This window comes from Streptomyces sp. NBC_01197 (assembly GCF_036010505.1).
Taxonomy (GTDB): Bacteria; Actinomycetota; Actinomycetes; order Streptomycetales; family Streptomycetaceae; genus Streptomyces.
Genome location: NZ_CP108569.1, coordinates 7,329,494 through 7,341,756, shown reverse-complemented (window position 1 = coordinate 7,341,756; position 12,263 = coordinate 7,329,494). Strand labels below are relative to the sequence as shown.

General features: G+C 70.7%; 9 protein-coding genes. 6 read left to right on the top strand and 3 right to left on the bottom strand.

The genetic code is table 11. From position 1 onward, the window contains the following. Window positions 1-55: 55 nt before the first annotated feature. Both OG452_RS33610 and OG452_RS33605 read right to left on the bottom strand, forming a co-directional pair. Entirely contained in the window at window positions 56-1,141 is a 1,086-nt protein-coding gene (locus OG452_RS33610; RefSeq protein WP_327299317.1) for an acyl-CoA dehydrogenase family protein, read from the bottom strand. Continuing rightward, the gene (locus OG452_RS33605; RefSeq protein WP_327299316.1) at window positions 1,138-2,850 is read right to left on the bottom strand and encodes a FadD3 family acyl-CoA ligase; all 1,713 of its coding nucleotides are present in this window, start codon (window positions 2,848-2,850) and stop codon (window positions 1,138-1,140) included. The genes OG452_RS33610 and OG452_RS33605 overlap by 4 nt, the downstream gene beginning before the upstream one ends. 108 nt (window positions 2,851-2,958) lie before the next feature. Between OG452_RS33605 and OG452_RS33600 the strand changes: the two genes are divergently transcribed. Continuing rightward, window positions 2,959-3,513 (top strand): flavin reductase family protein, encoded by a 555-nt coding sequence (locus OG452_RS33600; RefSeq protein WP_327299315.1) that lies wholly within the window; start codon window positions 2,959-2,961, stop codon window positions 3,511-3,513. On the opposite strand, the gene OG452_RS33595 is transcribed toward OG452_RS33600, so the two are convergent. Then, a complete protein-coding gene (locus tag OG452_RS33595) occupies window positions 3,441-3,971 on the bottom strand; it encodes a PadR family transcriptional regulator (RefSeq protein ID WP_327299869.1) in 531 nt (176 codons plus the stop codon). The two genes, OG452_RS33600 and OG452_RS33595, sit on opposite strands and share 73 nt — an antisense overlap. 235 nt (window positions 3,972-4,206) lie before the next feature. Here OG452_RS33595 and OG452_RS33590 point away from each other — a divergent pair, with 235 nt between their 5' ends. From OG452_RS33590 to OG452_RS33570, 5 genes are all read left to right on the top strand, one after another. Next, a complete protein-coding gene (locus tag OG452_RS33590; RefSeq protein WP_327299314.1) occupies window positions 4,207-5,334 on the top strand; it encodes an LLM class flavin-dependent oxidoreductase in 1,128 nt (375 codons plus the stop codon). Then, a complete protein-coding gene (locus OG452_RS33585) occupies window positions 5,331-6,107 on the top strand; it encodes an SDR family NAD(P)-dependent oxidoreductase (RefSeq protein ID WP_327299313.1) in 777 nt (258 codons plus the stop codon). The genes OG452_RS33590 and OG452_RS33585 overlap by 4 nt, the downstream gene beginning before the upstream one ends. Next, window positions 6,104-7,039, top strand: a complete 936-nt coding sequence (locus OG452_RS33580; protein WP_327299312.1) for an alpha/beta hydrolase — start codon at window positions 6,104-6,106, stop codon at window positions 7,037-7,039. Before OG452_RS33585 ends, OG452_RS33580 begins: the two co-directional genes overlap by 4 nt. Window positions 7,040-7,340: 301 nt before the next feature. Then, a complete protein-coding gene (locus tag OG452_RS33575) occupies window positions 7,341-9,632 on the top strand; it encodes a toll/interleukin-1 receptor domain-containing protein (RefSeq protein ID WP_327299311.1) in 2,292 nt (763 codons plus the stop codon). A gap of 609 nt (window positions 9,633-10,241) precedes the next feature. Next, window positions 10,242-12,092: a serine/threonine-protein kinase gene (locus OG452_RS33570; RefSeq protein ID WP_327299310.1), complete on the top strand. Its 1,851-nt coding sequence runs from the start codon at window positions 10,242-10,244 to the stop codon at window positions 12,090-12,092. Window positions 12,093-12,263: the final 171 nt, after the last annotated feature.

Sequence of the window (12,263 nt, the reverse complement as noted above, 5' to 3'; positions counted from 1 at the left end):
GGCCGGCCACCGACCGGTGCCGCGCCCGTGCTCGGGTGGGCCGGCTGCGCCGACGTCAGGCAAGGCGCTCCGCCCCGGGCCCGCGCGGTCCGACCACCGCCCCGGCGATACGGTCGCGGTGCCCGGCCGGTGAGCCGAAGAGCTGGGACGAGCCGTGGGCCCGCTTGAAGTAGCGGTGGGCGTCGTGCTCCCAGGTGATGCCGATCCCGCCGTGGAGTTGGATCATGTCCCCGGCCACCGCCGAGAACGCCTCGGAGCACGCGGACTTGGCGACGGCCGCGTACCTGGACAGGTCCGGTGAGCCGACCGCCGCCGCCCAGGAGGCGCCGAGGGCGGCGGAACGGGCGGACTCGACGCGTACGAAGGCGTCGGCGAGCCGGTGCTTCACGGCCTGGAACGAGCCGATCGACCGGCCGAACTGCACCCGGTCCCGCACATGGGCGACGGTGAGTTCGAGACAGCGTTCCGCCGCGCCGACCTGTTCCGCGGCGAGCGCGGTACAGGCCAGGTCTCGTACGTGGGCGAGGATCCGGTCACCGTCCGCACCGACGGCGCGGGCCTCGGCTCCGGCGAAGGTCAGCCTCGCCTGCGGCCGGGTCAGGTCCATAGTGGTGTGCGCCTCGCGGCTGACACCGTCAGCTCCGGACGGGACGTGGAACAGTGCGAGTCCGGCTTCGGTACGGGCGGCGACCAGCAGCACACCGGCACCGCCACTGCCACCGGCCCCGTCCAGGACATGGTCCTTGACGCCGGTGATCCGCCAGCCGCCGGCGCCGCGTACGGCACGGGCCCGCACGGCTTCCGGCCGCCATGACCCGTTCTCCGCCCAGGCGAGCGCCCCGGTGGTGCTGCCGTCCGCCAGTGCGGGCAGCAGTCCGGTGTCGCCCGCGGCCAGCAGCGCCTGGGTGGCGAGGACCGCGGATCCCAGATACGGGACCGGGGCGAGCGTCCGTCCCAGCTCCTCCATGACCACATGGACCTCGACAGGACCGCACCCCGCTCCGCCGTACTCCTCAGGAACGGCGAGCCCCGCCACTCCGATCTGCTGGGTCAGCGGCCCCCAGGCCGCGGCCCCTTCGTGCCGGGCCAGCAGCGACCGTACGGCCGTGCGCAGTTCCTGGTGCTCTTCGCCGAATCTCATCGGCTCTCCCCTTCCGGCTGACCCTTCGCGCCGGTCTGTTGGACGTGCCGCGCGGCGCGGGGTGCGGCCTGGCCGTCGTGTACTGCCTCGCCGTCGCGGACTCCCCGGCCGTCACGACCTGCCTGCCCGTCCTCCTTGGCCGCGCGCCGCAGTTCGGCCTTGAGGATCTTGCCGCCGGCGTTGCGCGGCAGCTCCGGTACGACGTGGAAGCGGCGCGGGACCTTGAAGTTGGCGAGCCGCTCCCGTGTCCACGCGGTGAGTTCGGCCGGGTCGGGGTGCTGCCCGTCCTCAGTGACGAGATAGGCGACGCCGACCTCGCCGAGCCGTTCGTCGGGGGCGCCGACCACCGCGGCCTCACTGATGAGTTCGTGGCCGCGCAGGACGTTCTCGACCTCGGCGGGGTAGGCGTTGAAGCCGCCGACGACGTACATGTCCTTGAGCCGGTCGGTGATCGAGAGGTAGCCGCGTTCGTCGAGTACGCCGATGTCGCCGGTGTACAGCCAGCCGTCGCCGTCCAGGATGCGGGCGGTGGCCTCCGGATCGTCGAGGTATCCGAGCATGACCTGGGGGCCGCGCACGGCGATCTCCCCCGCACATCCCGGGGGCAGGGCGCCGTCGTCCGGTCCGCCGGGGCCGATGATGCGGATCTCGGTTCCGGGCAGCGGCAGGCCGACGGAGTGCGAGACGCTCCACGCGTCGGCGTCGACGGGGCAGACCGCGACGACGCCCATGCACTCGGTGAGCCCGTAGGCCGTGAACACGCCCGGCGCGCCCAGCCGTTCGCGTATCTCGTCGACGAGCGCGACCGGTACGACGGAGGCCCCGGTGCCCGCCAGGCGCAGCGCGTCGAGGTCGTGATCGCCGAGGTGCGGATGGCGGACCAGCCCGTGGAAGACGGTGGGCGGGGCGAGGAGCACACTGATCTGCTCGTCGGCGATCAGGCGCAGCACCCGGTCCACGTCGTAGACCGCCTCGGGGACCATGGCGACGCCGCGCAGCAGACAGGCGACGAAGCCGGCCTTGTAACCGAAGGTGTGGAAGAAGGGGTTGACCAGCAGGTAGCGGTCGCCGGGGCGCAGTGTGACGGCACGGGACCAGGCCTCGATCCCGGCGAGCACCTGCCGGTGGGTGCTCATGACGCCCTTGGGGCTGCCGGTGGTGCCGGAGGTGTAGAGGATGTCCGCGAGGTCGTCGGGTCCGACGGCCGCGGCGCGGGCCGCTCGCCGGGCCTCGGGGACGTCCCGGCCGCGCGCGAGGCAGTCGTCCCAGCTCACCGCGGATCCGGTCGCCCCGCCCCGGAGTACGACGACGGATTCGAGAGCGCCGAGGTCCTCCCCGGATTCACGCAGCATGGCCACGTAGTCGATGCCGAGGAAGCCGCGTTCGGTGAGCAGGGCGCGGGCACCGCTGCGACGGATGATGTCGGCGGCCTCGGCTGCTTTGTAGCGGGTGTTGAGGGGAACGAGCACGGCCCCGGCGGAGAGCGTGCCGAGGGCAGCCGTGATCCATTCGCGGCTGTTGGAGGCCCATACCGCCACCCGGTCGCCCGGCTCCAGTCCGTGCGCGATCACGGCGCGCGCCGCGGCGTGGACCGCCTCGCTCAGCTGTCCGAAATTCCAGCGGACCTCTCCGTCGGCAAGGGCGTCGAGACCCCCGTGCGCGCGGGCCGCGAAGTCCGCCAGCTGCGCGAGGGTGGTGGGTGGTGGCACCTGGTGTGCGCTGATGATGACCCTCCCTACTTGACGTGCGAGCGTGGCCGGTATCCAATCACACGTGTTTCGGTTAGGCATACACCTAGTAGGAACATTGGAGGCAACATGCCAACCCTCACCCCTCACCCCACCCCGGGATTCGACGACTCCATGCGGGAGGTTCTCAGCCGTTTCTGCACCGGCGTCGCGGTCATCACCGCGATCCAGGCCGACGGCCGCCCCACCGGTATGGCGGTCCAGTCCTTCTCGTCGGCCTCACTGGAGCCGCCGCTGATCTGTTTCTGCCCGGCCCTCGCCTCGACGACCTGGCCGCACATCCGCGAGGCCGGCCGGTTCGCCGTGAACATCCTGGCCGCCGAACAGCAGCCCCTGTGCAGGCAGTTCGCGGTAACCGGCCAGGAGAAGTTCCAGGACGCCGGGTGGCGGCCGGGCGCCAACGGCGCACCTCTGCTCGACGGGGCACTGGCCACCGTCGAGTGCGATCTAGAGGGCACCTTCCCCGGCGGCGACCATCTGATCGCGCTCGGCCGGGTCACCGCGCTGGAGCGGCACGGTGACGCCGAGCCGCTGCTTTACTTCAGGCGGGGCTACGGCCGCCTGCGCTCCAACTCCTCCAGGTCCGCGAGCATCGAGTCGGCCAGGTCACGCTCCGACGCGTAGTACCGCTCGGCCCACTTGAGGGTGAGCGTGGGATACAGCCACGCCTCCTCCGACTTCGCCCCTGCGATGTCGACCTCGGCGCGCTGCCGCATCTTCTCCGCGTACTCGCGGTGGGTGCCGAGGACATCGCGCATCTGCTGGGTCTCCAGCAGGTGGCCGAGCCAGATCCGCAGCATGACGCCGTGCTTGAGCACGGGGGGCTCGACGGGCGCCTCGCGCGCCCAGGTCTGCACCGCGTCCATCCCCTCAGGGGTGATCGCGTAGATGCGCTTGTCCCGGTTGCCGGTCTCCTGCGCGACCATCCGGGAGGTCACGTAGCCGACCTTCTCCAGCCGCTTGAGCTCACCGTAGATCTGCGAGAACGACGGGCTCCAGTAGAAGAACCTCAGCGACCAGTCCGACCACTTCTTGAGGTCGTACCCGGACAGCTCCTCACCGAAGGAGAGCAACCCGAGCACGGCCCAGCTGGTCGCCGGGAGCGCCGGCCTGCCGGGCTCAGAGCCCTGCTGACCGCCTCGTTCGCCGCCCTGTTCACTGCTCGTCCGCTTCTCCGTCACGCCCGGCAGTCTACGGTCCGGCCACGTCCGGCCGGACCCCTGCGGCCTTTCCAGCCACCGTCCCACCCCCACCCCTTCCGTCGGTCATTTATGCCTGATAGAAGTATTCCTAATCGAAATACTCCGGAGGCATCCCGTGAAGTTCTCCATGATCTTCGAGGCACAGCTCTCGAACCCGACCCCAGAGCGTGAACGCCAGGTCATCAACGACTGCGTCGATCAGGCCGTGTATGCGGAGGAGATGGGCTTCGACCGGATCTGGGCCGTCGAGCACCACTCGCTCTCGCAGTACGCGCACATGAGCGCGTCCGAGATCTTCCTGACCTGGGTCGCCGCGCGGACCTCCCGCATCCGTATCGGCCACGGCGTCGTCACGATGCCCTTCGGCTACCAGCACCCGGTCCGGGTCGCCGAGCGCGCGGCCATGCTCGACGTGCTCTCCGGCGGGCGGGTCGACATCGGCTCCGGGCGCGGCGCCACGCAGCAGGAGATGTCCATGTACGGGGTACGCCCCGAGGACACCTATCCGCAGATGGAGGAGGCGCTGCGGATCTTCTCCAGCGCCTGGCGCGAAGAGCAGTTCGAGTGGCACGGCTCGATCGACATCGGCCCGGGCGCCGTCCTGCCCCGCCCGGTGCAGGACCCCCACCCGCCCCTCTTCATGGCGTGCAGCAAGCACGACACCCTCAAGCTCGCGGCCGAACTGGGCATCGGCGCCCTGGTGATGGGCTTCGCCGGGGCCGACGACGTGCGCACGATGCGCGCGGTGTACGACGAGGCCATCGCCGCCAGGAGCGGCGAGCAGTGCGTGTCGACCGAGGTCAACGACCACTTCTCGGCGCTCTGCCCGACGATCGTCCTCGACGACGCGGAGCGTGCGCTGCGCATCGGCACCCGGGGCCAGCGCTTCTTCGCCGAGTCCATCGCGCACTGGTACGGGAACTCGCCCGCACCCACCGGCGACGACGAGGACGAGGACCACGTGGCGCTGATGGCGCGCGACCGGGAGGAGCTGGTCGCCAGGCTGCACGACGCCAACATCCCGGCCCGCCCCGTCGACACCGGCACCTTCAACGCGGACCACGCCTACGGCACCGCCGACACAGCCATCGCCTATGTCGAGAAGCTCCGCCGGATCGGGGTGGACGAGGTGATGTGCCTCATCCAGATGGGCACGGTGCCGCAGGAGGCGTGCATGGAGACAATCCGCCAGTGGGGCGAGACGGTCATCCCGCACTTCCGGGCCCTGGACGGCGAGAAGTGACCGCCCCCACAGCCGCGGGCGCGGCAGCGGACGGCGTACGACTGGACGGCAAGGTGGCGCTGATCACCGGGGCCGGCCGGGGCCAGGGAGCTGTCGAGGCACGGCTGTTCGCCGAATCCGGCGCACGGGTCGTGATCACCGACGTCCGGGAGGAAGAGGGCCGCGAGGTCACCGCCGGGCTGGGCGAGGCGGCAGTGTTCGTCCCGCACGACGTGACGGACGCGGCGAGCTGGGAGACGGCGGTCGCCACGGCCGTACGGAGTTTCGGGCGGCTGGACATCCTCGTCAACAACGCCGCCCTGTGGCGGACGGCGCCGGTCGACACCGAGACGCAGGAGACTTTCGAGCTGCTGTTCCGGGTGAATCTGCTGGGCCCCTTCCTGGGCATCAAGGCGGTGATCCCGGCCCTGCGGAACGCGGGTGGCGGGTCCATCGTCAACATCTCGTCGACCGCGGGTCTGGTGGGCATCGCCCAGCACGCGGCCTACGGATCGAGCAAGTTCGGGCTGCGCGGACTCAGCAAGCACGTCGCCCTCGACCTCGCGTCCGACCGCATCCGGGTCAACTCGGTGCACCCGGGGATGGTCGACACCCCGATGGTCGCGCGGGCGCTGGGCGAGGACGCCGGGCAGCGGGAGCACCCGCGGGTGCCGCTGCGGCGCATGGGCCGGCCGGACGAGGTCGCCGAGCTGGTCCGCTTCCTGGCCTCCGACGCCGCCTCCTACATCACCGGCGCCGAGTTCACCGTGGACGGGGGGCTGACCACCGGATGAGCCTCACTCCTGCCGCACGCCGCTTCGCCGACGCGCTGGCCCATGGTTTTCCCGACCCGGCGGACGGCCCGCTCGACGTCGCAGCCCTGCGCAGAGCCTCGTCGGCAGGACCGGCGCGCGGGCTCCCGGAGATCGCGCGGGTGAGCGACGCGTCCGTACCGGGGCCGCCGGGCGCCCCGCCGGTACCCGTACGGATCTACGAACCCGATCCGCAGGGCGCGGACGGCGACCGGCCGCTCATCGTCTTCTGCCACGGCGGCGGCTGGGTGATGTGCGGCCTGGACACGCACGACGGACTCTGCCGTGAACTCGCCTCGCGCACCGGCGCGTTGGTGGTTTCGGTCGACTACCGGCGCGCACCGGAGCACCGCTTCCCCTGTGCGCCGCTCGACGCGTACGCCGTCACGGAATGGGCGGCCGGGCGCGCCCGTGAACTCCGCTGCGACCCGTCACGGCTGGTCGTCGCCGGAGACTCGAGCGGGGGCAATCTGGCAGCGGCCGTCGCCCTGATGGCACGGGACGCGGACGGGCCGGCCATCGCCGCCCAGCTCCTGGTCTACCCGGTACTCGACGACCGGCTGGAGACCGCTTCCGCCACCGAGTACGCCGCCGGGTTCTTCCACACCACCGCCCATATGCGCTGGTACTGGGACCAATACCTCGGACCGGACGGCGACGGCGCGGACCCCCGCGCCTCGCCGGCGCGCGCCGCCGACCTGGGCGGGCTGCCCCCCGCGCTGCTGATCCTGCCCGAGTGCGACCCGCTGCGCGACGAGGGCCGGGCCTACGCGGAGCGGCTGCGTGAGGCGGGCGTTCCGGCCGAAGTGCGGGTGGAGCGCGGTATGTTCCACGGCTTCCTCGGTGCGGCCGGTGTCCTGCCGGAGGCGGACGCGGCGCTCGGCGCGGCGGCCCGGTGGCTGCTGGCGGTCTGACAGGTCCGGACCGCCGCGACGCCTCCCCACCGGAAAAACAGGGAGGCGTCGCGGCGGGGCCCGGCCTGCTGACTGCCGGAGGACGGACTGCGCCGCCCGCCTGCCCGCTGCGGCTCGGGCCTTCCGTTCGGATCAGGCCGGATCAGCGAGCGGGGTCTGATGCACTGCGCTCGCTTCGCTCACTTCGTCTCGAGAGGGTAGGGGAAGGGCACGCAGCGTGAACCGGTGCTTCGGCGGGTGCGGCTTTGGCATTCTGGGGGAACGGACGAGGGTGGGCACGGATGGGGGGCGGTGATGACGGATGGGCCCGGACGAGTTACAGGAAGCGCCTGAGGGCGGCGATCGGCCGATGAAGGTCTTCGTGAGCTACTCGCGGCGTGACTTCCATTCCGCGGAAGCGGTGACCGCGGCGCTGTGGGCGCACGAACCGTTGGATCCCTGGTTCGATCTGCAGCGGCTGCGCCCGGGGATGGACTGGGAGGTAGCGTGGGACGACGCGCTGGAGACGGCCGATGCGCTCCTGCTGCTGGCCTCGCCCTCGGCGATTGCCTCCGAGTACGTTCGCATGGAGTGGGGCAGGGCGCTGGAGCGCGGGATCCCGGTGTACGTCGGCGTGACTGCGGGCACCGATGTGCCGCCGGAGCTAGACGCTTCTCCCGTGCACGACCTGCGCGTCCGTTTCTGGCAGCGGATGCACGCGCTCGGCGAGGAGATTGTCAGAACCGGGGCACAGTGTGGCAGTGAGCCGGCTGGCGACGAGTCCAGGCCGGGGCGGCCGGTGCCGCAGCGACCGTCGCAGCGATTGCCGCGACTTCGGGTGCCCGCCTCGATAGCCGGGTTCGTGGTCTGCGCCGCGACCATGGGCGTCGCCCTGGTGTGGGCGAGTGTGCTCATGATGAGGCTGGACATCTCGGTGGGGCATCTTGCCGGGAGCCCTTTCGGCGAGCCGTCCCGGCTGTTGCACAGCAACTCGCTGAACGGGCTTCGCCTGCGCCACTGGCACCAAACGCAATACCGCCTCCTCACGCTGACCGCGATGATGGCCCCGTTCGGGCCGGCGGTGCTGGCTGTAGCGGTCGGCCTCGCGCGGCGGAGCTGCGGCTGGGTCTCGCTCGTGGTTACGGTCGGTTGCGCCGTGACTGTGTTGGCGGCGTGCGGCTACAGCGTCAGGGCACTCCTCTCCCCGCCGGACATCGGTGATCCCACGGTGGCGAGGCAGATCTGGCCCACTCCGGCGGCGGTGACCGAAGAGGCAGCCGCCGTGACCCGGCTCCTGACCGTTGCAGCCGTGGCCGCGGCGGTCTGCCTGGGCTGCGCGTTGTGGTCCCGGTGGTTCTACCTTTGGCTGCCCGCCGGACTGGGCGTCGCCTACCAGCGCCGCCGCGCCACCGAGGTCCCGTATGCAGCTTCGGGACCCAGGCGGAGTCCCCTCCGTCCGAGTCGGAACCCGGGACTACGGCCCAGGTGGCGGGAGATCCGGCAGTCAGTTCGTGAGCCCCAGCCGGGAGTGCAGTGGCGCGGCAAGAACTGGCGGTTCCTTCTGGAGTGGCTGGTGCTGTGCAGGCGGAACGGGGTCGGACGGGGCCGACCGGTCGGGAATGTTGTCCTGCAGGTGCAGTGCCTGGCGCGTGCCGACGAGCCCATAGCTGAACTCCTGCGCACGGCCCTCCAGCTGGCAGGCGTCGGGGCGAGCTCTGAGACGGGCGCTGACACGCGCACTGAGACCGTCGCACCGAGCGCGGGCTGGTCGTTTGTTCTCGTCAGCTCACATGTGGACTGGGTGGATGTGGCGGAGGCCACCAGGGAAGGGGCACCGCGTACGATCTGCGTGCTGCTGGACCAGGTGGACGTACCCGACGACACCAAGGAGCTGAGGCGCTATCAGTGGCTGGATTTCCGTGAACAGCGACCGGAGCATCTCTACGCCCTGGTCGCCGCGGTGAGCCGGCCCGACTCCGAGCCAGGTATGGCGGACCCCGTGCCCGTCCCTGTCGTCGCCGACCGGTTCCGGGCCCCGCTTCCGGCGCGTGGGCTCGTTTCCATGTTCCGGATGGCCGCGGCGTTCGCTCCGGGGTTCGCCCTGGCGCGACTGTTCTTCGCGCCGACGAGTCCTCAGAGCGCGGCCCTGACTGTTCTGGCTGTGGCTTCGGCGGCGGTACTTCTCCGGATGGCCGGCCGACTGGCCGCCCGGCGCCTGACGCCCGCCCAGCTCACCCGTTCTCATACGGTTGCTTTGACACTGGCGGTGCTCTGGTGCGCGACGGGCGCCTCGATTCTATGGACCCCGGTTCTGCTCCCAGGAGGCGTCGCCCAGACTTTCCTGCCCAAGGACCAGCCCGGTGCGGGGCTGCTCGTCGTCGGCCTCGTGGCATTGCTGTGCGGGTACATTGTTGCCCTCGTCCTGGCGCCGCTCCCGTTTCTTTCTCCCACTCACAGTTCCTGGCTCCCCAGGGCCAAGGCGATGCGGCCCCGGCGACCGCTGGGTGCGGCACTTACTTCCTGGGATGGTTACACCCTGCTGCTGGCCTGGCTCCTCTTCTCGTTCGGTACGTTGCTCTATATGAACTATGTGCAGGTCAATGTCGATTTGTAGGGCGGCACGCGACGTGGACGGCGTACTGACGGATCCCGCGTTCGACTACGAAGCGATGCCGGAGCACGCGCCGTAGGTCCTCGCCTGCGAAAAACCGGCTCGAACGGCCCAGCTCACCAACGTAAAGCGTCAACACGGCCTCCCGTCAGTAGACTTGAGCCGCACAGATCCGCCCACACAGCTCCATACGCTGTGTGCTCATCGAGTCACCTCCGAAAGATCGGTGACCGTCAGGGCGGAGCATCGTGCTGAAGAACCTCGGACGCACGCTTTCCGAGCTCGGCCGTTTCGCGGCAGCGACCGACTACCTGACTGCAGCGCTCGCCGTCTGCCGCGAGTTCGACGATCCGATCCGCGCAGCGGAGGCGCTACGGCACGCGATGAGGGCCCCCATCGCCCAAAGACGCCCGCCGGCCCCGACAGCTGACCGGCCCACCATCACCACTTACGGCTCCACGGTTGGTACGTGCTCATCCACGCTGTCATGGCAGCGGCGCGGAACCTGCGGTTTCTATTTCCCGGCAGTCCGCACGAGCCGTGATCGTGGCAGGCTTCGGGGGACGGAGCGGTCCAGGGGAGGAACTTGTATGAGGGTCCTGGTGGACCGACGTGACGCAGGTCGGGCCATACCGGATGCTGGCCGAACTGGGCCGGGGCGGGATGGGCCGGGTTCTGCTCGGCAGCGCTCCGGACGGTCGGCTTGTCGCGGTCAAGGCCGTCCACGACAGCTTGGCCGAGGATGAAGGGTTCCGGGAGAGATGCCGCCGTGAGGTGGCGGCGTCCCGCAGGGTGTCCGGCGCCTACACCGCGCCGGTCGTCGACGCCGACGCTGATGCGCCGACGCCCTGGCTGGCCTCGGCGTTTGTGGCCGGGCCGTCGTTGCAGCGAGCCGTCGACGAGGGCGGCCCGCTGCAGGAGGAGGCGGTGCTGAGGCTGGCAGCCGGGCTGGTCACGGCGCTCGGCGAAGTCCACGGGGCCGGCTTGGTGCACCGGGACCTCAAACCCGCCAATGTGCTGCTCGCCGAGGACGGCCCCAGAATGATCGACTTCGGCATCGCCCGAGCCTTCGACGTGGCGACGGGCGGCAATCGGCTCACGCAAACCGGATGGCTGATCGGCTCCCCACCGTACATGTCCCCGGAACAGGCCGAGGGGCGCGAACTCAGCCCGTCCGGCGACGTGTTCTCGCTCGGTGCCGTGCTGGTCATGGCCTGCACCGGTGCGAGCCCGTTCGCCGCGGCCTCTGTTCCGCAGGAGTTGTACCGCGTGGTGCACGCCGAGCCCGACCTGGCCACGCTGCCGTCGCGCGTACGCCAGATCGCGGCTGCGTGTCTGGCCAAGGCCCCGGGCGCCCGGCCCGACCTGGCCGGGTTACGCGAGATGATCGGTGAGCTCACTCCCTCCGCGCGGCCCTGGCCTGCCACGGTGTGTGCCCTGGCCGACGACCAGCGCGCCGAGATCGACCGTTTGCTCAGCTGGGCGCAACGGGCAAGCGACGGCGCCGCCGAACAGGTCGCCGTCCAGACAGCCGACATGCCGACCCCGGCCGGCACACGAGTCCTCACTGGCCCGCCGCTCGCACCGGACGATCCTGGCAACCCCCGCGACTCCGAGGATCAACTTGCCGCTGCCGCGCCCCCGGTACCGGGAACCCCCGGGCGGGCCCGGCGCACTGCGGCCGTGGGTGCGCTGGTCTGTCTGGTCCTGCTCGCCGGGATCGTGCTGTGGACGCAGTGGCCCTCGTCCCGGGCCTGCGCGGCGGCCATGGCCGGCCACTGCGCAGGTCACGCGACCGGCCCGACGGGCTCAGCCGACGATACGGCCTCACCCAGCTCCACGGCCACGACCGGCACCGCGACGGCCAGCACCAGCCCCGCACCTGGGCCCTCGTCCTACGACAGCAGCGGCACCGACCGGACCTCGTTCACCGAAGACGCCTTGCTGCCCCGGCAGTTCACTGACGACAAGGGCATCACCTTCGCCCGAGTGGAGGGCGGGGCACGGCCCTGCGACCAGGCAGCGTCCGGCCAGGGCCCACTCAAAGGCAGCGACGTCGTGAAGGAGTTGACGGCCCACGGATGTACCCAGGTGATGACGGGGGTCTACCTTGAGCAGCCTGGCCCCAACTCCAACGCCGGCAACCCCGTTCTGGTGTCGATTCAGGTCTTCCCGTTCCCTGACGTTGCAACGGCCGGGGACATGTCCAACTACCTCAACGGCGGGGCACGCTGGAATCTCACCACATGGTGCACTCAGAGCGGCGCAGGAGCCAAGCCGTGTATCCCCGGAATCTCCCATGGTTACCGTTACGAGTCCCACCGTATGTCCCACTGCTACGTGATCGCTGCAATGGCCAACCGCACCGACCTCAGCAATGACGGCTCCATCGGCCCCTGGCTCAGCTCTGCGGTGGCCGAGGCAGCCGACTCGGCCGGCCCGCAGAACCAGGGCGGCCAGTGAGCGGACGCCTCAGCACCGGTCCCGGTTCGGCATCGTCGCAACTGGGGCCCCTCGAAGGCACCTGCCGCCACCCCACTGGTGCTCCTCGACGGGACCACGGGACAGCGGCCTACGAGCGATAACGCGGCACCCATGGTGGGAGGACTACCGAAGCCGCCTGGAGCGGGCGGC

Coding starts and splice junctions, on each gene's coding strand:
- OG452_RS33580 (WP_327299312.1), top strand. CDS start 6,104: ATGAGCCTCACTCCTGCCGCACGCCGCTTCGCCGACGCGCTGGCCCAT.
- OG452_RS33575 (WP_327299311.1), top strand. CDS start 7,341: ATGGGCCCGGACGAGTTACAGGAAGCGCCTGAGGGCGGCGATCGGCCG.
- OG452_RS33610 (WP_327299317.1), bottom strand. CDS start 1,141: ATGAGATTCGGCGAAGAGCACCAGGAACTGCGCACGGCCGTACGGTCG.
- OG452_RS33600 (WP_327299315.1), top strand. CDS start 2,959: ATGCCAACCCTCACCCCTCACCCCACCCCGGGATTCGACGACTCCATG.